Origin of the sequence: Mycolicibacter sinensis (assembly GCF_001667375.1) — a bacterium.
Classification (GTDB): Bacteria; Actinomycetota; Actinomycetes; order Mycobacteriales; family Mycobacteriaceae; genus Mycobacterium; species Mycobacterium sinense_A.
Genome location: NZ_LZIN01000037.1, coordinates 41,839 through 60,569, shown reverse-complemented (window position 1 = coordinate 60,569; position 18,731 = coordinate 41,839). Strand labels below are relative to the sequence as shown.

Sequence of the window (18,731 nt, the reverse complement as noted above, 5' to 3'; positions counted from 1 at the left end):
TTGGCAAAGGTCTCGTTTCAGCGATTTTAGGTCTGATCGCGTTCGGGCTGTTGCTGTTCGTGCCGGCCGGAACACTGCACTACTGGCAGGCCTGGGTGTTCCTCGCGGTGTTCGCGGTGTCTACCTGGGTTCCCAGCGTCTACCTGATGCGCACCAATCCGGCCGCGCTGGATCGGCGGCTGCGCGCCGGGCCGATGGCCGAGGCCCGGACGTTGCAACGGATCGTCATCACCGCCCTATTCATCTGCTTCCCAGCGATGTTCGTGCTCAGCGCGCTGGATCACCGCTTCGGATGGTCCACGGTGCCGACGCCGGTGTGTCTGCTCGGCGACCTGCTGGTGGCGATCGGGCTGGGCATGGCCATGTTGGTGATCATCCAGAACGGCTACGCGGCCGCCAACGTCACCGTGGAATCCGGTCAGACGCTGGTCTCGACGGGTTTGTACGGGCTGGTGCGACACCCGATGTACACCGGCAACGTCATCATGATGGTCGGGACCCCGCTGGCTCTCGGCTCCTACTGGGGGCTGGTCTTCCTGCCGGTCGGACTGATCCTGCTGGTGCTGCGCATCCGGGACGAGGAGCGGTTGCTCACCGAAGAGCTCAGCGGCTACCGCGAGTACACCCAGCGGGTTCGGTACCGCTTGGCGCCCTATCTCTGGTAGTCGGGCGCAGACATTGCCGGCGTGAGCTGACCGAGGACGCCTTCGACCAAGCGGCCGGCAGCCGCCCGGGTCAGCGGAGAGTTGTCGAAAATCAATCGGTACCACAACACGCCGAACACTTGGTCGACAACAAGGTCGATCGCTCCACGTTGCATGATCTCTCCTCGCTCGACCGCCGCCTCAAAGATTTCTCGCAAGGCTGCGCGCCGCGATGCCGCGAACTCGCCGAGGTCGGCTGCGGTGGCCGGATCGGTCAGCGCTTCGCGCAACACGCCCAGCAGCAGGCTGCGGTGCTTGCTGGCAGCGGCAAAAGTCGCGCGCACAAATGACGTCAAATCGCTTTTCAAATCGCCTGTTTCGGTGCGGACAACCTCGGACTCGGCCAACGCCACCATCGCCTCCAGCAACAATGCGCCCTTGGTGGGCCACCAGCGATACAGCGTTTGTTTTCCCGCTCCGGCACGTGCAGCGATGGAAGCCATGGTGATGTTGGCGCCGCCGTGGCTCTCAAGCAACTCAGCGGCGGCCGCCAAAATCGCGTCCCGCGCCGCGTCGTTGCGGCGGCGACCGGTATGAGCACGCACCCGCATAGCGAAACACACCAGCGTGACCTTGGCAAGACTGTGAGTCTCGACAAATACTGGGCGAATGTCGAAGTCTGCGGGGCGCAATCGCCGTCGGGTCACGTTCTTCCACAAATGGATCGCCAACCCGGTTTGCCGTTTGCTACCAACTCAGGTCTTGCTGGAGACAACTGGCCGCAAGAGCGGGAAGCCGCGACGCACCCCGATCGGAGGACGGCTGATCGACAACCAGTTCTGGTTTGTCTCCGGCCACGGCGAAGCATCGAACTACGTGCGGAACATCCTCAGAGACAACACTGTCCGACTGCGGATTCGCGGCCGTTGGCTCCGCGGTACGGCCCATTTGGTGCCTGCCGACGACGCCCAGGCTCGGCTGTCCGCCCTCCCCCGGTTCAACAGTGCGCTCGTTCGGGCATTGGGCACCGATCTGATGACGATCCGGATCGATCTCGCCTGAGCGGTGCGCGCGCCTCGGAGCACGAGCCAGGAGCGCTATGGCCGCTCTGGGGGTTCAGCGGATTCCGCCGGAAGTACTTCCACTGTCCGGCCCTCATGGATGCCAGAAGTGGCTTACAGTCTCCTGAGCATCACCTGTTAGTTCGACAGGTGTCTTTCCGGGAGGACGTTCGAGCCATGCGCACACCACGGCGGAGCATCGCCACCGTCCGGACTTCCCGCGGCGTCCGGGCGGCCGGTCTCGCCGCCGCCCTGAGCGCCGCGGTGCTGGCAACCACACCGGTGCTCACCGCCGCACCCGCGCAGGCGGACTGGGACTGGGCCATCGATTTCGCCGAGCCGATGGCGGCCGCACCGGCGGCGGGCACCGACCTGGGCAGCCTGATGACGATTGCCCAGACCTGGGTGGACCAACTCGATCCGTCGACCCACACGCTGTTGTCCGGCGTCATCGACGCGGTGTCGGGGTGGGCGGGGCCGGGCCAGGCTTTCGACCTTGCCGCGTGGTTCGACCAGCTCCTCTACGCCCCGCTGCACGCCGGCCTGCAGGAGTGGCTCGCCGGCCCGTTCGGAGAGTTCAGCGCTGTCCTGATCAACGCGCCGTTCGTCATGCTGTTCGGCCGCGATCTGATCGGCGACGGCATCGACGGCTTCGACGGCGCCAACACCAGCCTGTTCGGACAGTGGGGCGGGTTCGGCGACGCCGGCGACGGCGGATTCCTGTTCGGCAATGGCGGAGCCGGTGTCGACGGGGCGGGCGGTGCCGGCGGCCCAGGTGGTCAGGCCGGGTTCTTCGGCCACGGCGGGACAGGCGGCCTCGGCGCTGACGGCGGCGCCGGCGGTGACGGCGGGGCCGGCGGCTGGTTCATGGGAATCGGGGGCAGCGGCGGTACCGGCGGGGCGGGCGGCGACGGCGGCGACGGCGGCATGGGCGGGCTGCTATTGGGCCGCGGCGGCGACGGCGGATCCGGCGGCGAGGGCGGTGCCGGCGGCTTCGGCGGTGCGGGTGGCTGGCTGGGAGCCGCGGGCATCAGCGCGTCGCCCTATGTCGCGGAGACCCGGTGGGTGACCTATGAGGACGGGACCAGCTTGCGGGTCTATCCGACCGACACCGGCCGAGCGCAGGCCGGTGAGCCCGGCACCATGCGCCAGGGCGAGCAGGCCTGGTCGGAGGTGGTGAAACGCGACCCGGACGCCAATACGCCCGGGATGCGGGAACAGTTCCTGTGCCACTGGCAGTTTGCCGAGTTCATCCAGCCCGGCAAGACCAGTTGGAACCTGGAGCCGTGGCGCCCGGTGGTCAGCACCCTGAGCCTGTTGGCCAACGGCTGCAACCCCGGCGGCGCCGAGGAACCGTTCTAGCCCTATGGCGGCGACCGTCTAGATCCAGACGCCCTTGCCGACCGCGACCACGCCGCCGGCGCTGATCGAGAACCGCTCGCGGTCCTTCTCCAAGTCGACGCCGATCATCTCACCGGGGCCGACCACCACGTTCTTGTCCAGGATCGCGTGCCGTACCACCGCGCCGCGCCCGACCCGCGCCCCGGGCATGATGACGCTGTCCTCCACGATCGCGCCGTCATCTATCAGGACGTTCGACGACAGCACCGAATTGCGCACCGAGCCGGCCGAGATGACGCTCCCCGCGCCCACCACCGACTCCTGCGCCGTCCCGCCGTTGACGAACTTCGCCGGCGCCAGGTTCTCCGTCGCGCCGCGGATCGGCCAGCGATTGTTGTACAGGTTGAAGATCGGGTGCGCCGACACCAGGTCCATGTGGGCGTCGTAGAACGCGTCCAGGGTTCCGACGTCGCGCCAGTAGCCGCGGTCACGTTCGGTGGCTCCGGGCACCTCGTTGACGGAGAAGTCGTAGACGGCGGCCATCCCGTCGGCGACCAGGCGCGGGATGATGTCGCCGCCCATGTCATGGTCGGAGTGGTCATCGTCGGCGTCGGCACGGATCGCGTCGATCAGCACCTTGGTGGTGAAGATGTAGTTGCCCATCGAGGCATAGGTGCTGTCGGGATCGTCGGGCGTGCCGGGCGGATTCGCCGGCTTCTCCAGAAAGCTTCGGATCCGCCCGGAGTCGTCGGCGTCGATGCAGCCGAACGATGACGCCTCCGAGCGTGGCACCCGGACCCCGGCGACCGTGGCCCCGGCCCCACTGTCGATGTGGAAGCGCACCATCTGCTCGGGGTCCATCCGGTACACGTGGTCCGCCCCGAAAACCACGATGTAGTCCGGGTCTTCGTCGAAGATCAGGTTCAGCGACTGGTAGATGGCGTCCGCGGACCCGGTGTACCAGCGCGGCCCGAGCCGCTGCTGGGCGGGCACGGGGGTGATGTACTCCCCGGCCAGACCGCTCAGGCGCCAGTTCTGCGAGATGTGCCGGTCCAGCGAATGCGACTTGTACTGTGTCAGAACACAGATCCGCAGGTAGCGCGCGTTGACCAGATTCGACAGCACGAAATCGATCAGCCGGTAGGCGCCCCCGAAGGGAACCGCCGGCTTGGCGCGGTCCGCGGTCAGCGGGTGTAGCCGCTTGCCTTCCCCCCCGGCCAGGACGATGCCCAGCACGTGCGGCAATTCCCTCATGCCACCAAACCTATCGGCCGCTTCGGCACCCTGCCAGCCGGACAGCACGATTGGCGAAGCTTCTCACAGGTTGGCGGTCGTTCGCCGCGCGCCCGGCCGCCCGCGACCGCTACCGTGCGGGTTATGCGGGTGGCGATGCTGACCCGGGAATATCCCCCGGAGATCTACGGTGGCGCGGGCGTGCATGTCACGAACCTGGTCGAAGCGCTGCGGCGGTTGTGTCACGTCGACGTGCATTGCATGGGGGCGCCCCGGCCGGGCGCGCAGGCGCATCAGCCCGATCCGGCGCTGCGAGATGGGAATCCGGCGCTGGGGACACTGTCGGCCGACCTGACGATGGCCGACGCCGTCGGCACGGCCGACATCGCGCACTCGCACACCTGGTACACGGCCTTGGCGGGCCGTCTGGCGGCCTTGCTGCACGACATCCCGCATGTGCTGACCGCGCATTCGCTGGAGCCGCTGCGGCCCTGGAAAGCCGAGCAGCTGGGCGCCGGCTACCGGGTGTCGTCGTGGGCCGAACAGCTGGGAACCACGGCCGCCGACGCGGTGATCGCCGTCAGTTCGGCGATGCGCGAGGACCTGCTGCGGGTCTATCCGGAGCTGCGACCCGACCGGGTGCATGTCGTCTACAGCGGCATCGACACCGACGTGTGGTGTCCGCAGCCGGCCGGAACCGACTCGTCGATGCTGGCTGACCTCGGCGTCGATCCGGACCGGCCCATGGTGGCGTTCGTCGGACGGATCACCCGGCAGAAGGGGGTGGCTCATCTGGTGGCCGCCGCGCACCGGTTTCACCCGGAAGCCCAGCTGGTGTTGTGTGCCGGTGCTCCCGACACACCGGAGATCGCCGCCGAGATGAGCGCCGCGGTCCGTGAGCTGGCCGCGGTTCGCAGCGGTGTGTTCTGGATCCAGGAAAGCCTGCCGGCGCGGCAGATTCGCAAATTACTTTCGGCAGCAACGGTGTTCGTCTGCCCGTCGATCTATGAGCCGTTGGGCATCGTCAACCTCGAGGCGATGGCCTGCGCCACCGCGGTGGTGGCCTCCGACGTCGGCGGCATACCGGAGGTGGTGCGCGACGGCGTCACCGGTTCGCTGGTGCACTACGACGCCGCCGACCCCGAGGGTTTCCGCAACGGCCTCGCCGAGGCGGTCAACGCACTGATCAGCGACCCGGGGCGGGCACGGCGCTACGGCGACGCAGGCCGACTCCGCTGCGTCGAGGCTTTTTCGTGGGCGCGAGTGGCCGAGCAGACTCTGGCGATCTATCGACAGGTGGGCGGCTAGCCGCCCACCTCAGGTGATAACGGCGACCCGCTTCGCCCGGCTCCGCCGCGCTTGCGATCGCCTCAGCTCGTGACGGCCTTGAGCTCGTCGCCCAGTGCAGCGGCCTCGTCCGGAGTCAACTCGACGACCAATCGCCCGCCACCTTCGAGGGGCACCCGCATCACGATGCCGCGCCCCTCTTTGGTCGCTTCCAGTGGACCGTCACCGGTCCGGGGCTTCATCGCCGCCATCGAGTGCTCCCTCCAGGCACCAGCCCACCGGCCGTGCCCTTGATCTGCGCCGGCTGTGCACCGCGGTCGCAGCGTCCGGCATCGAACTGCAAATTCACTCGCCCATTCTCCCCTATCGGCGACGCCGCGTGCACAAGACCCGATTCCGGAGTTGTATTTTAGTGCATCTGCGTGGTCGCCGGGGGTACCCAACACGCCTGTAGATGGTCGTCAACCATGCCCGTGGCCTGCATCAATGCGTAAGCGGTGGTGGGTCCGACGAATCGAAACCCGCGACGCTTCAATTCGCGCGACATGGCCGTTGATTCCGGCGTGACGGCCGGAATTGCCGACAGTTGCACCGGTCGGGGACGCGGCGGCGGGGCGAACGACCACAACAGCTCTGCCAAATCGGTGGATCCCAGGTCGACGGTCGCGCGCGCGTTGGCGATCGTCGCCTCGATCTTGGCCCGGTTGCGCACGATGCCGGCGTCGTCCAACAGCCGTGCCACGTCGGCGTCGGTGTAGCGCGCGACGGTCTCGACGTCGAAATCGGCGAAAGCGCGCCGGAAATTCTCCCGCTTGCCCAAAATCACCAGCCACGACAGCCCGCTCTGAAATGCCTCCAGGCTGATCCGCTCGAACAGCGCGGTGGTCTCGCGGACCGGACGCCCCCACTCCCGGTCGTGGTAGTCGCGATACAGCGCCGAGCCCTCCGACCAGCCGCACCGGACCAGGCCGTCGTCGGGCGGGCCGGTCAACGCGGCCCCGAGGGGTTCCCGGCAAGGGCCTGCGCGGCGGCGAGCTCCCCGCGCAGTTGGTCGAGCTCAGCGCCGAGCCGCTCCAGCACCCAGTCGACCTCACCGGTGTGGTAGCCGCGCAGCACCTGGGAGAATTTGACCGCCTCGACGTCGGCGCCGGTTACCCCGGAGGCCGGCAGCATGGTCGCCGTCGTCGCCCGGGGCAGCGGCGGTAGTTGCTCACCCCGGCCGAACAGCACGCTGGCCACCCCGAACAGCAGCAGCGCGGTCAGGACGAGCACGACGAGATACAGCAACACCAGTGTCACGGCATCGATAGTGCCTCATTCAGTGGCGCAGCGTGTTCATCGGCGGCCGGTCCACCAGCGACAGCGGCGTGGTGCGCGGCAGGTAGTCCAATCCCTCTGGACCGTCGGCGAAGAACTGGGTGAGCCCGACGCCGGAGTCCGGAACCCCGCAACGCGACAGCAGGGTGGCCACCACCTGCCGGCTCATCACGGCCAACTCGGCCAGCGGGCGGTTGCGGTGGGCCCGCACGCCGAGATTGACCTGAGCGATCGCCTCCAGCCCCAACCGGTCGTAGGTGTCGATCAGCAGCCCGATCTCCACGCCGTAGCCAGGCGCGAACGGCACCGACGCCAACAGCTCGCGACTGCCCGCGTACTCACCACCCAGCGGCTGCAGCACGGTCCCCAATTCCGGTCGCAGCGCGGTCAGCAGCGGCCGGGCGACCAGCTCCGTCACCCGGCCACCACCGGTGGCGTCCTCGGTGCCGTTGACCTTCAGCGGCCGCCGGTAGAAGCCCTTGACCAGGTGAATGCCGTCGCCGGTGAGCAGCGGGCCGACCAGATTGGGCACGAACATCGGGTCGGGGTCGATGAGGTCGGAGTCCACGAACACCACGATGTCGCCGCTGGTGGCCGCCAGCGACCGCCACAGCGCTTCGCCCTTGCCGGGCTGCGGGGGCACCTCGGGGACCGCCTGTTCGCGGCTGACGACGCGGGCGCCGGCGGCGATCGAGCGGATCTCGGTGTCGTCGGTGGAGCCGGAGTCCAGCACGATCAGTTCGTCGACCAGGTTGTCGACCAGGCCGGTGATGCTGTCGATGACCGATTCGATGGTGGCCTGCTCGTTCAGCGCCGGCAGCACCACCGAGATGGTGCGGCCGGTCTTGGCTTTGGCGGCGATCAGTTCGGCGACCGTCCAGTCCGGACGGCTCCAGGTGCGCTCGGCCAGCCGGGTGTCGCCCGGCGCCCAGACCATGTCGGTCAAGCCAGTCCCCTTACTGTGCGGGTCGGGGCCCGCACGCCCTGGATCGATGCCACCATCTCCAGCACGCGCCGGGTCGGCCCGACCTCGTGGACCCGAAACATCCGGGCGCCAGCGGCCGCCGCCACCGCGGTGGCCGCCAACGTTCCTTCCAGTCGTTCGGTCAGACCCACGCCGAGAGTCTCCCCGATGAAGTCTTTGTTGGAGAGCGCCATCAGCACCGGCCATCCGGTGGCGACCAACTTCTCCGTGTGTCGCAACAACGCTAGCCCGTGGAAGGTGTTCTTGCCGAAATCATGGGTGGGATCGATCAGCACCCGGTCGCGATCGACCCCGGCCGCCACGGCCCGCGCAGCGGCGGCGGTGACCTCGCCGATCACCGCCTCCACCACCCCGTCGACGCCGGTGCCGTAGCTCACCCGGAATGGCCGGGTGCGTGGTGCGGCGCCGCCGGTGTGCGAGCACACCAGGCCCGCATCGAACTCCGCGGCGATCGCCGGCAGCTCCGGGTCGACTCCGCCCCAGGTGTCGTTGATCAGGTCGGCGCCGGCCGCGCAGGCGCGTTTGGCCACCTCCGAGCGCCAGGTGTCGACGCTGATCAGCTGGTTCGGATAGGCGCTGCGCAGCCACTCGATGAAGGGAACCACCCGGGCGGTCTCGGTGTCGGCGTCGACGGTCTGTCCTGGACCGGCCTTGACCCCACCGACGTCGATGACGTCGGCACCGTCGGCCACCGCGGCATGCACCGCGGACTTGGCCGCCTCGTCGCTGAAGGTGGCGCCCGCGTCGTAGAAGGAGTCGGGAGTGCGGTTGACGATCGCCATGATCAGCGCGCGATCGGCCGCCACCGGGCGACCGCAGAGGGTGGACTGCACGGTTCTATGGTGCCTGGTGACGTGCAGGCGTCAGCCTCGCGGTCGTTTGCCGGCCGACACTTCGCCGGGATAGCCCTCGTAGAAGGGCACGTAGCCCTCGTCGCAGCCGGCCAGCACATACAGCGGGTCCTCGACGCCGTCGCCGTAGCCCTGCGCGCGCAACTCCACCTTGCGGCTCTTGAACGTCGTGGTGTGCGACATGGACTCCACCAGCCGCACGAACAGCGGGACCGCATACAGCGGCAGCCGGTCGCAGACCACCGCGGCCAGACCGCGCCCGTCGAACGTCGCGCCGTCGCGCAGCTTGACCGCGGCCATCCCGGCCCGGCCCCCGGTGTCGGGCACTTCGACGCCGTAGACCGCGCACTCCTCGACCGACTCGTCGGCGCTCAAGGCGGCTTCGACCTGCGTGGTGGCGACGTTCTCGCCCTTCCACCGGAAGGTGTCGCCGAGCCGGTCGGCGAACGCGGCGTGCCCCAGGCCCTGCGGGGTCATCAGGTCGCCGGTGTTGAACCAGCAGTCGCCGTCCTTGAACGCGTTGCGCACCAGCTTCTTCTCGGTGGCTTCCGGGTCGGTGTAGCCATCGAACGGCGACAGCTTGCTCACCGGGGACAGCAGCAGGCCGGGCTGCCCGGGCGGCACCCGGCGTACCCAGCCGTCATCGCCGCGCTGCGGCTGGCCGGTGTCGGGGTCGTAGTGCACGTAGGCCAGCGGCAACGGATAGATGCCAGCACTGCGGGGCATGTTGAACACGTTGAGGAACGCGGCGTTGCCCTCGCTGGCTCCGTAGAACTCGCAGATCCGGTTGATGCCGAACCGGCGGGCGAATTCGTCCCAGATCTCGGGTCGCAGGCCGTTGCCGCAGATCACCCGGACCCGGTGGCTGCGGTCGGTCGGCTTGGGCGGCTGGTTGAGCAGGTAGCGGCAGACTTCGCCGATGTAGACGAAGGCGGTGGCCTGGTAGTCGATCACCTCGTCCCAGAACCGCGACGCCGAGAACGAGCGGCCCAGCGCCAGCGTCGCTCCGGCGTTGAGCACCGACGACACCGCGACCGTCAGCGCATTGTTGTGGTATAGCGGCAAGCAGCAGTACAGGGTGTCGTTGCCGCGCAGGCGCAGCCCGAGTCCGCCGAACGCCGCCAGCGCCCGCAGCCACCGGTAATGGGTCATCACGCTGGCCTTGGGATAGCCGGTGGTGCCCGAGGTGAAGATGTAGAAGGCGGTGTCCTTGGCCAGCACCGCCGCCACCGACGCCGGGTTGCCGGCGGGCGCGGTGGCGGCCAGCCGCTCCAGCTCCTCGATGGTCTCCGGCCGGTCCGGCGCGCCGCTGTCGTGCACGGCATCGACCAGATCCGATTCCGCGACAAGGAGTTTGGCGTCCAGCAGGCCCAGGCTGTGGGCCAATACATCGCCGCGCTGGTGGTAGTTGACCATGCCGGCGACCGCGCCGCATTTGGCGACGGCCAGCATCATCAACACCGCGTTGGGTGAGTTGCGCAGCATGATCCCGACGACGTCGCCGTGGCCGATACCGCGGGCGGCCAGCACCGCGGCGTAGCGGTTGACGGTCTCGTTGGCCTGGCGGTAGGTCAGCCGCTGCTCGTCGAATCGGATGAAGACCCGGTCGCCGAACTTCGCGGCGCGATCCTGAAAGACCTTGCCGATCGACGCCTTGGAGGTGGGCCGGGCCAGCAGGCCGGTCCGCACCCCGCGCAGGATCGACGGGGCGTCGGCAACCAGCCCCGGCAACCGGGCCGCGATCTGGGTGAGTCCTACCCGGGTGACCGCGCCGGAGTTGTGATCGGACACGCTGTTCTCCCGTTTCGCCAACTCAAGGACGACTCAGCTTAGTCGACACCAGCGGTATCGGGTGCGCAGGCGGCCAACGCCGCCTCCAGCTCGTCGACCACCAGCAGCCGGTCCATCGCGCGCCGGGACACGAAGCCCGCCTCGATCAGCCCCGACAGCCAGGTCCACAGCCCGTCGTAGTGGCCGTCGGGATCCAAGAGCACCACTGGTTTGTCGTGCATGCCCAGATACCCGCCGGTCCAGGTCTCGAACAGCTCCTCCAGCGTGCCGAGCCCGCCGGGCAGGCTCAGGAACGCGTCGGCACGCTCGTCCATGACCTGCTTGCGCTCCCGCATGGTGTCGGTGACGATCAGCTCGTCGGACTCCACGTCGGCCACCTCCCGATGCAGCAGGGCCTTGGGGATCACTCCGACGGTGTGGCCGCCGTGCTGCCGGACCGCCACCGCCAGCGCTCCCATCGCTGAGACGTTGCCGCCGCCCCACACCAGCGTCCAGCCCCGTTCGGCGATGGCCGCACCCACCTTGGCGGCCAGCGCCAGCAAGCCCGGATCAGTGGGACCCGACGCGCAGTAGACGCACACCGCCCATTCGCTCGACCGCACATCCGAAAGGCTAACCGGCGACCGGCGCAGACCGTAAAATCTCCGCGATGCCGATCCGGTGGAACGTTCCCGAGCACTCGGTCGCCCTGCGTCGGCTCACCGAAGCGCTCGACGCTGACCGACAGCGCGCCGGCGCGGTGGTGCTCGGTCCCGACGGCTGCGGAAAGTCCACCCTGGCCCGGCTGGCCGCCGAAGACAGGGCCCGGCGGCACCCGCAGACCCGCATCCGCTGGGTGATCGGCACCCCCGCCGAGCGCACCGTGCCGTTCGGCGCACTGAGCCACCTGGTCCGGGTCGCCGAGATCGGCAAGCCCGCCGCGTTACTGCGGGCAGCGCGGGATTCGCTGGTCGCCGGCCTTGACGGCGGCGAGTTGCTGCTGGTGATCGACGACGCCCATCAGCTCGACATCCTCTCGGCGACGCTGGTCTACCAGCTGGCGCTGACCGGTGCGGCCCGGATGATCATCACCGGATGCGCCGACGGTGCGCCGGTGGCCCCGCCGCCCATCGCCGCGCTGTGGGGCGATGACCTGCTGGACCGTATCGACATCGCGGCAACAGACGAGGCGACCGGCGCGGGCGATATCGAAGCCTTCCTGGCCGCGTTGCCGGGACCCGCCCGCGCGGCGCTGGACTACCTGGCCGTTCTCGAGCCGCTGGCCTTGGCCGACCTGACCCGGCTGGCCGGTGCCGACGCGGTCGGCCAGGCCGAGGAACTCGGAGTACTGGAGACCCGCACCCGCGGCGGCCACGGCCCGGACCCAGTCGTCTACACCGCCCACCCGCTGTTCGCCGAGCGGGCCTTGCAGGCCCTTGGCGGCCGGGACGGTCAAGCCGCCCGCCGGCTGCGCACCGAAGTGGTCGCCGTGCTGGCGGAACGGCCGTGCGAGCACGTCGGCGAGCAGCTGCGGCTGGCGGCGCTGACCGCCGCCAGCGACGCACCGCAGCCCGCTGCGGACCTGGTGGACGCGGCGCAGCAGGCGCTGCGGCTGGGCGATCTGGAACTGGGTGAGCGGCTGGCGCGCAGCGCCTTGGACCGCGCCGATCACCTGCCGGCCCGACTGGCGCTGGCGCACGCGCTGGGATGGCAGGGCCGCGGACGCGAGGCCGACGCGGTGCTGTCGGCGGTCGACCCGGCCGGATTGACCGAACCGGAGCTGATGGCCTGGGCGTTGCCGCGAGCCGCGAACCAGTTCTTCATGCTGGGCGAACCCGAACGCGCCACCGCGTTTTTGGCCGCCACCCGGGGCCGCGTCACCGGGGCGAGCCCGCGCATCACCCTGGATGCGCTCGGCGCGACGTTCGCGATGAACGCCGGCAATATCGGTCGCGCCGCCGAGGCCGCCGCCGCGGTGCTGGCCGATCCGGCCGCCGACGACATGGCGGTGGCCTGGGCCGGCAGCGCCGCGGCGCTGTGTGCGGCGCGGGCCGGTCGATTCGACGACGTCGGGCCGCTGGCCCGCCGCGCGCTGGACGCCGAGCATCCCGGGCTGCTGCGGTTCACCATCGGGCTGGCCGAGATCACCGTGCTGCTGATGACGGGACGGCTCACCGACGCGCGCGAACTCGCCCGGCAATTCACCGATTTCGCCGAACTAGCCCAACCCGGGCGGGCGATCGGCGAGGTGCTGGTGGCCCAGGTGCTGATCGCGGCCGGCGAATTCGACCCCGCGACACAGCTACTGGCACCGGCTGCGGCCACCTTGGAGCGCACCGGCTACTCGTGGGGCCCGCTGTCGCTGACCCTGCTGGCCACTGCGCTGGCCCGCCAATCCGACATCGCCGGTGCGGCAAAGGCGCTGAGCCGCGCCGAGTCCCGGCACGGAACCAAGTCGGCGCTGTTCGCTCCGGAGTTGGGGGTGGCCCGCGCCTGGCAACGGGCCGGCATGCGCGACCGGCACGGCGCCATCACCGCTGCCCGAGACGCCGCCCGAATGGCCGAGCGCAGCGGCCAGTCGGCGGTGGCGCTGCAGGCCTGGCACACCGCCGTCCAGCTCGGCGATGCGCGCGCGGCCGACCCGCTGGCCCGGTTGTGCGACGAGATCGACTGCGCCCTGGGCAAAACGGCGTTGGCTCAGGCCCGCGCGCTGACCGGCACCTAGCCGGACAGGAACCGGCGCAGCAGCGCCGTCGCCGCACTGATCTGCTCGACCGGCACCCGCTCGTCGACGCAGTGCGCCAGATTGGGATCACCGGGGCCGTAGTTGACCGCGGGAATGCCGCGGGCGGCGAACCGGGCGACGTCGGTCCAGCCGTACTTGGCCCGCACATGTCCGTCGGCGGCGGCCACCAGCGCGGCAGCGGCCGGCGCGGTGAGTCCCGGCAGGGCGCCGGCGGCGGAGTCGGTCCGCTCGATCACCACGTGCAGCCCGTCGAACACCTCCTGCACGTGGGCCAGCGCCTCGTCGGGCGTGCGGTCCGGGGCGAAGCGGAAGTTCACCGTGACGCTGGCGGCATCGGGGATGACGTTGCCGGCCACCCCGCCGTCGATGCGCACCGCCGACAGGCCCTCGCGGTAGACGCAGCCGTCGATGTCGATGCTGCGCGGCTGGTAGGCGGCGAGCCGGTTCAGCACCGCACCCAGCTTGTGAATCGCGTTGTTGCCCAGCCACGATCGCGCCGAGTGCGCCCGGGTGCCCGCGGCGCTGATGACGACCCGCAGGGTGCCCTGGCAACCGGCCTCGATGTAGCCGCCCGTGGGCTCACCGAGGATGGCGAGATCAGCCGCCAGCCAGTCCGGCAGGTTGCGTTCGATGCGGCCCAGCCCGTTGGCCGCCGCCTCGATCTCCTCGCAGTCGTAGAAGACCAGCGTCAGGTCGTGGGCGGGTTCGGTGAGGGTGGCGGCCAGGTGCAGGAAGACGGCGACGCCGGATTTCATGTCGACGGTGCCGCAGCCGTGCAGCACGTCGCCTTGGGCATCGGTGGTGCGCCGGCTGGGCAGGTTGCCGGCCACCGGCACGGTGTCCAGATGCCCGGCCAGCAGCACCCGGGTCGGTCGACCCAGCTGGGTGCGGGCCAGCACCGCGTCGCCGTCACGGATGATCTCGCAACCGGAAGTCTGCGCCCGCAGCGCGGCCTCCACCTCGTCGGCGATCCGCGCTTCGTGCCGCGACTCGCTGGGAATGTCGACCAGCGCCGCGGTCAGCGCGATCGGGTCGGAGCGCAGATCCAGCACGGCCCCAGCCTAACGGGTCGCATCTCCCGGCGAGCAGACGTGAAAGCGCCCAATTTCTACGCGCGCAGGGGGCTTTTGCGTCTGCTCGCGGAAAGAAATAGCCTGACCGGCGTGACTGGAGCTTCGGGCGTCGGAGTAGCGACGCTGGCCGCAGACGGATCAGTGCTCGACACCTGGTTTCCCGCCCCGGAGTTGGGCGGCTCGGGCGAGTCCGGAACCACCAGGATTGCCGGGGACGACGTGCCCGCCGAGCTGGCCGGGCTGCTCGGCCGCGACGAGGACCGCGGCACCGAGACGGTCGCGGTGCACACGGTCATCGGCTCGCTCGCGGACAAGGCCGTCGATGCCTACGACGCCTACCTGCGACTGCACCTGCTCTCCCACCGCCGGGTCGCGCCGCACGGACTCAACGCCGAGGGCCTGTTCGGGGTGCTGACCAACGTGGTGTGGACCAATTACGGGCCCTGCGCGGTCGAGGGCTTCGAGTCGGTGCGCGCCCGGCTGCGCCGGCGCGGCCCGGTGACCGTGTACGGGGTGGACAAGTTCCCGCGCATGGTCGACTACGTGTTGCCGTCCGGAGTGCGCATCGCCGACGCCGACCGGGTGCGCTTGGGCGCGCACCTGGCGCCGGGCACCACGGTGATGCACGAAGGATTCGTCAACTTCAACGCCGGCACGCTGGGCGCCTCGATGGTCGAGGGCCGCATCTCGGCGGGTGTGGTGGTCGGCGACGGCTCCGATGTCGGTGGCGGCGCTTCGATCATGGGGACGCTGTCCGGCGGTGGCACACAGGTGATTTCGATCGGCGAGCGCTGCCTGTTGGGGGCCAACGCCGGGCTGGGCATCCCGCTGGGCGACGACTGTGTGATCGAGGCCGGGCTATATGTCACCGCCGGGACCAAGGTCGCCATGCCCGACGGCAGCACGGTCAAGGCCCGCGAGCTGGCCGGCGGGAACAACCTGCTGTTCCGCCGCAATTCGCAGACCGGCGCGGTCGAGGTGGTCGCCCGCGACGGTCAGGGCATCGCGCTCAACGAGGACCTGCACGCCAACTGAGGGGTGGCCTTTAGACCAGCGCCGCCCCCTCTTCCACGGGTTCCGCTGCCCTCGGCTGCGGCCAGGGCCGCGGAACCGGGCGCGGCCGCACGATCTGCGGCCACCAGAACCAGCGCCCGAGCAGCGTGGCCACCGATGGCGTCATCAACGACCGGACGATCAGGGTGTCGAAGAGCAGACCCAGTCCGATCGTCGTACCGACCTGACCGATCACAATCAACGAGCTGACCGCCATGGAGGCCATGGTGAAGGCGAACACCAGGCCCGCGGCCGTGACCACCGCGCCGGTGCCGACCATGGCGCGGATGAGCCCGGTGTGCAGGCCCGCGTGGATCTCCTCCTTGATCCGTGAGACCAATAGCAGGTTGTAATCCGCACCGACGGCGAGCAGCACGATGACCGACATCGGCAGCACCATCCAGTGCAGCGGGATACCCACGATGTGTTGCCAGATCAGCACTGACAGCCCGAACGCCGAACCGAGACTGAGCACCACCGTGCCGACGATCACCGTCGCGGCGACCACGGCGCGGGTCAACACCATCATGATGATGAAGATCAGGATCAGTGCGGCCGTCGCCACGATCAGCAGGTCGTAGTTGGCGCCCTGCTGCATGTCGTAGAACATCGCCGCGCTGCCGCCGAGGTAGATCTTGGCCCCCTCGAACGGTGTGCCCTTGATCGCGTCGGCCGCCGCGACCTTCAGCGATTCGATACGCGATATTCCCTCGGGCGTCAACGGATCACCCTGGTGAATGATGGTGAACCGCACCGCATGACCGTCCGGCGACATGAACAGCTTGATGCCGCGCTTGAAGTCGGCGGTCTCGAAGGCCTCCGGCGGCAGGTAGAACGAATCGTCGTTCTTGGCGGTGTCGAACGCCTCGCCCATCGCGGTGGAGTTCTCCTGCATCGCGATGTTCTGGTCCTGCTGGGCCTTTTGCACCTGGTACTGGTTGAGCAACGTCTGCTTCTGATTCTTCATCGACTGGATCTGCGCCGGCATCACCGCAACCATCCGCGGCATCAGCTCGGCCATGCGTTGCATGTCGGGAACCAGCTCATCGAAGTCACCGGACATCGTGTCGACGCCGTCCAGGGCGTCGAAGATCGACCGCAATGCGTGGCAGATGGGGATGTCGAAGCAGTGCGGTTCCCAGTAGAAGTAGTTGCGGAACACCCGGAAGAAGTCGTCGAAATCAGCCATGTGGTCCCGCATTTCGCCGATATCGACAGCCGTGTTGGACATCTTGTCGGCCATCCGCTGCGACACCAAGGCCAGATCCTGCTGGATGTTCATCATCTCGGTCATCGAGTCGATGCTGGCTTGGAGATCATCGGCCTGCTTGAGCAGGTTCTCCAGGTTGGTCTGCATATAGTCGTTGTTCATCAACTGGGCCGTGCCGCTTTGGCCGACGGTGTACGGGATCGTGGAATGTTTGATCGGGTCCCCGTCCGGGCGGGTGATGGTCTGCACCTGGGCGATGCCGTGCACGTTCTTGAGGGCCTTGGCGATCTTGTCGATCACCAGGAAGTCCGCCGGGTTACGCAGATCCCGATCGGTTTCGATCATCATCAGGTCCGGGTTCATCTTCGCCTGGGAGAAGTGCCGGAACGCCGCTGAGTAGCCCACGTTCGCCGCGACGTCATCGGGCAGGTAGATGCGGTCGTTGTAGCTGGTGTGGTACCCGGGCAGCGTGAGCAGGCCGATCAGCGCCGCTGCGACGGCGGCCACCAGGATCGCGCCGGGCCAGCGGACGGTGGCCGTACCGACCCGGTGCCACCCAGTCGACCGGGTGACGCGCTTGGGTTCCAGCACACGACCGAAGCGACTGCACACCGAGATGACCGCGGGCCCCAGAGTCAAAGCCGCGGCGACCACGATCACCATGCCGATCGACAGCGGGAAACCCATCGTCTGGAAGTACGGCAGCCGAGTGAAGTGCAGGCAGAAAGTGGCCCCGGCAATGGTCAGCCCGGAGGCCAACACCACGTGCGCGGTTCCGTGGAACATGTTGTAGTAGGCGGCTTCTCGGTCCTGGCCGGCTCTGCGCGCCTCCTGATAGCGGCCGATCAGGAAGATCGCGTAATCGGTGGAAGCGGCGATCGCCAGCGTCACCAGCATGTTGGTGGCGAAGGTCGTCAGGCCGAACAGGTTGTGGAAGCCCAGGAATGCCACCAGCCCCCGGGCAGCCGACAGCTCGAACACGACCATCACCAGCACGATCAGTGTGGTGATGATGGACCGGTAGACGGTCAGCAACATCACCGTGATGACGGCGAAGGTGAGCATTTCGATGGTCTCCATGCTCTTGTCGCCGACGTGGTTCTGATCGGTGCTGGTGGCCGCCGGCCCCGTCACGTAGGCCTTCACGCCGGCCGGCGCGGGAACTTCGGATGCAATGTGGCGCACCGCCTCCACCGACTCGTTGGCCAGTGTCTCGCCCTGGTCACCGGCGATGTAGACCTGAACGTAGGCGGCCTTGCCGTCGGCGCTCTGGGCGCCCTTGGCGGTCAGCGTGTCGCCCCAGAAGTCTTGAACGTGCTGCACGTGGGCGGTGTCGGCACGCAGTTCGCGCACCATCTGGTCATAGAACTCGTGCGCCTGCGCGCCCAGCGGCTCGTCGCCTTCGAGCACGATCATCACCGAGCTGGAAGTGTCGTACTCTTCGAACACCTTTCCGACGCGCTTGGTGGCGATCATCGACGGTGCGTCGTTGGGGCTCATCGACACCGCACGCAGCTTGCCGACGTCCTCGAGCTGCGGGACGACGACGTTCAGCACAGCGATCAGGGCGATCCAGGCCAGGATGATCGGCACCGCGAACGTCCGGATGAACCGGGGCAGCCACGGCCGCCCGGTCGGCGCGGTCATGCTGCCTTCACGAAGCAGAAGGTCTCGGCATTCACTCCGGTGGCCGTCCTTTCCTGTTTGACCTCGTCGTCGACGGTCACCCGGCAGCTGATGCTGTCGCCGTCACCCTGGGCCAGGATGTTGGGCATCACCGAGGGCAGCGTGGTCTGCAGCGTCAAGGTCCACGGCAACGCCACATCGGCGACACGCTGCGGCTTGCCTTCGAGGTCCATGTAGTTGATGACGGCCGTGGTACCCGAGCCGAAGATCTCGTACGTCACGAACTTCGGGTTGAAGTCCTCGGCGGTGTCCGAGGACAAGTCGGTCACCACCACGGGATGCGAACCGAACACCGTCCGCAGCTGCGCGACCGTGATGGCCCCCGCTGCGACCGCCACCACGATCAGGGCCGGGAGCCAGCAACGTCTGATGAGCCTGTTCATCGCTACCTTCCGACGGTGATATTGCGGTCGACAGCCACGGCAGGCGCTTTCGCTGTTCCAGGTAGTCAAGCTAACTACGTAAGTGGATCGC

Annotated in this window: 17 protein-coding genes and 1 pseudogene; 6 read left to right on the top strand and 12 right to left on the bottom strand. The window is 68.6% G+C overall.

The genetic code is table 11. The features are described 5' to 3' along the window. Positions 1-23 precede the first annotated feature (23 nt). Positions 24-665 (top strand): methyltransferase family protein, encoded by a 642-nt coding sequence (locus tag A5771_RS07410; protein WP_428844392.1) that lies wholly within the window; start codon positions 24-26, stop codon positions 663-665. Here A5771_RS07410 and A5771_RS07405 read toward each other — a convergent pair. Beyond that, positions 653-1,267 carry a TetR/AcrR family transcriptional regulator gene (locus A5771_RS07405; protein ID WP_131808899.1) on the bottom strand — a complete coding sequence of 205 codons (615 nt, stop codon included), beginning with the start codon at positions 1,265-1,267 and terminating at the stop codon, positions 653-655. The genes A5771_RS07410 and A5771_RS07405 overlap by 13 nt on opposite strands. Positions 1,268-1,313: 46 nt before the next feature. On the opposite strand from A5771_RS07405, the gene A5771_RS07400 reads away from it, so the two are divergent. Further along, on the top strand, positions 1,314-1,706 hold the full coding sequence (locus A5771_RS07400) for a nitroreductase/quinone reductase family protein (RefSeq protein ID WP_064854560.1): 393 nt from the start codon (positions 1,314-1,316) through the stop codon (positions 1,704-1,706). A 176-nt stretch (positions 1,707-1,882) separates the two neighbouring features. Continuing rightward, positions 1,883-3,067, top strand: a complete 1,185-nt coding sequence (locus A5771_RS23885) for a DUF2599 domain-containing protein (protein WP_064854559.1) — start codon at positions 1,883-1,885, stop codon at positions 3,065-3,067. Positions 3,068-3,085: 18 nt separating this feature from the next. On the opposite strand, the gene glgC is transcribed toward A5771_RS23885, so the two are convergent. Further along, positions 3,086-4,300: a glucose-1-phosphate adenylyltransferase gene (gene glgC, locus A5771_RS07390; RefSeq protein ID WP_064854558.1), complete on the bottom strand. Its 1,215-nt coding sequence runs from the start codon at positions 4,298-4,300 to the stop codon at positions 3,086-3,088. 123 nt (positions 4,301-4,423) lie between these two features. Between glgC and glgA the strand changes: the two genes are divergently transcribed. Then, the gene (glgA, locus tag A5771_RS07385; protein ID WP_064854557.1) at positions 4,424-5,587 is read left to right on the top strand and encodes a glycogen synthase; all 1,164 of its coding nucleotides are present in this window, start codon (positions 4,424-4,426) and stop codon (positions 5,585-5,587) included. 62 nt (positions 5,588-5,649) lie between these two features. On the opposite strand, the gene A5771_RS07380 is transcribed toward glgA, so the two are convergent. The 7 genes and pseudogenes from A5771_RS07380 to A5771_RS07350 form a co-directional block, all read right to left on the bottom strand. Next, positions 5,650-5,817, bottom strand: coding sequence for a DUF3117 domain-containing protein (locus A5771_RS07380; RefSeq protein WP_003885506.1), 168 nt, complete (start codon positions 5,815-5,817; stop codon positions 5,650-5,652). 158 nt (positions 5,818-5,975) lie between these two features. Next, positions 5,976-6,557: a DNA-3-methyladenine glycosylase I gene (locus A5771_RS07375; protein WP_064854556.1), complete on the bottom strand. Its 582-nt coding sequence runs from the start codon at positions 6,555-6,557 to the stop codon at positions 5,976-5,978. Further along, complete coding sequence (locus A5771_RS07370) at positions 6,554-6,865, bottom strand: DivIVA domain-containing protein (RefSeq protein WP_064854555.1); 312 nt, start codon at positions 6,863-6,865, stop codon at positions 6,554-6,556. Before A5771_RS07370 ends, A5771_RS07375 begins: the two co-directional genes overlap by 4 nt. Before the next feature lie 19 nt (positions 6,866-6,884). Beyond that, positions 6,885-7,820, bottom strand: a complete 936-nt coding sequence (locus A5771_RS07365; protein ID WP_064854554.1) for a glucosyl-3-phosphoglycerate synthase — start codon at positions 7,818-7,820, stop codon at positions 6,885-6,887. Positions 7,821-7,825: 5 nt separating this feature from the next. Beyond that, positions 7,826-8,807: pseudogene (folP, locus tag A5771_RS07360) on the bottom strand (dihydropteroate synthase). After that, positions 8,732-10,510 (bottom strand): long-chain-acyl-CoA synthetase FadD6, encoded by a 1,779-nt coding sequence (gene fadD6 / locus A5771_RS07355; RefSeq protein ID WP_064854611.1) that lies wholly within the window; start codon positions 10,508-10,510, stop codon positions 8,732-8,734. Before fadD6 ends, folP begins: the two are co-directional and overlap by 76 nt. Positions 10,511-10,548: 38 nt before the next feature. Continuing rightward, the gene (locus A5771_RS07350) at positions 10,549-11,112 is read right to left on the bottom strand and encodes a TIGR00730 family Rossman fold protein (RefSeq protein ID WP_082947102.1); all 564 of its coding nucleotides are present in this window, start codon (positions 11,110-11,112) and stop codon (positions 10,549-10,551) included. A gap of 47 nt (positions 11,113-11,159) precedes the next feature. Here A5771_RS07350 and A5771_RS07345 point away from each other — a divergent pair, with 47 nt between their 5' ends. Continuing rightward, on the top strand, positions 11,160-13,214 hold the full coding sequence (locus A5771_RS07345; RefSeq protein ID WP_064854551.1) for a hypothetical protein: 2,055 nt from the start codon (positions 11,160-11,162) through the stop codon (positions 13,212-13,214). Here the strand turns inward: A5771_RS07345 and dapE are convergent. Beyond that, positions 13,211-14,287, bottom strand: a complete 1,077-nt coding sequence (gene dapE, locus A5771_RS07340; protein WP_064854550.1) for a succinyl-diaminopimelate desuccinylase — start codon at positions 14,285-14,287, stop codon at positions 13,211-13,213. The two genes, A5771_RS07345 and dapE, sit on opposite strands and share 4 nt — an antisense overlap. A 102-nt stretch (positions 14,288-14,389) precedes the next feature. Between dapE and dapD the strand changes: the two genes are divergently transcribed. Beyond that, the gene (gene dapD / locus A5771_RS07335) at positions 14,390-15,343 is read left to right on the top strand and encodes a 2,3,4,5-tetrahydropyridine-2,6-dicarboxylate N-succinyltransferase (RefSeq protein WP_109401059.1); all 954 of its coding nucleotides are present in this window, start codon (positions 14,390-14,392) and stop codon (positions 15,341-15,343) included. A gap of 10 nt (positions 15,344-15,353) precedes the next feature. Here the strand turns inward: dapD and A5771_RS07330 are convergent, their stop codons facing one another. Together A5771_RS07330 and A5771_RS07325 are read right to left on the bottom strand one after the other, a co-directional pair. Then, a complete protein-coding gene (locus A5771_RS07330) occupies positions 15,354-18,218 on the bottom strand; it encodes an RND family transporter (protein ID WP_064854548.1) in 2,865 nt (954 codons plus the stop codon). Beyond that, positions 18,215-18,640 (bottom strand): MmpS family transport accessory protein, encoded by a 426-nt coding sequence (locus tag A5771_RS07325; protein ID WP_064854547.1) that lies wholly within the window; start codon positions 18,638-18,640, stop codon positions 18,215-18,217. The genes A5771_RS07330 and A5771_RS07325 overlap by 4 nt, the downstream gene beginning before the upstream one ends. Positions 18,641-18,731 lie beyond the last annotated feature (91 nt).

Bases quoted from the DNA above. Each gene is read 5' to 3' on its own strand.
- A5771_RS07330 (WP_064854548.1), bottom strand. From the start codon at position 18,218: ATGACCGCGCCGACCGGGCGGCCGTGGCTGCCCCGGTTCATCCGGACG.
- A5771_RS07400 (WP_064854560.1), top strand. From the start codon at position 1,314: ATGTCGAAGTCTGCGGGGCGCAATCGCCGTCGGGTCACGTTCTTCCAC.
- A5771_RS07345 (WP_064854551.1), top strand. From the start codon at position 11,160: ATGCCGATCCGGTGGAACGTTCCCGAGCACTCGGTCGCCCTGCGTCGG.
- A5771_RS07325 (WP_064854547.1), bottom strand. From the start codon at position 18,640: ATGAACAGGCTCATCAGACGTTGCTGGCTCCCGGCCCTGATCGTGGTG.
- A5771_RS23885 (WP_064854559.1), top strand. From the start codon at position 1,883: ATGCGCACACCACGGCGGAGCATCGCCACCGTCCGGACTTCCCGCGGC.
- glgA (WP_064854557.1), top strand. From the start codon at position 4,424: ATGCGGGTGGCGATGCTGACCCGGGAATATCCCCCGGAGATCTACGGT.
- A5771_RS07380 (WP_003885506.1), bottom strand. From the start codon at position 5,817: ATGGCGGCGATGAAGCCCCGGACCGGTGACGGTCCACTGGAAGCGACC.
- glgC (WP_064854558.1), bottom strand. From the start codon at position 4,300: ATGAGGGAATTGCCGCACGTGCTGGGCATCGTCCTGGCCGGGGGGGAA.
- A5771_RS07365 (WP_064854554.1), bottom strand. From the start codon at position 7,820: ATGGTCTGGGCGCCGGGCGACACCCGGCTGGCCGAGCGCACCTGGAGC.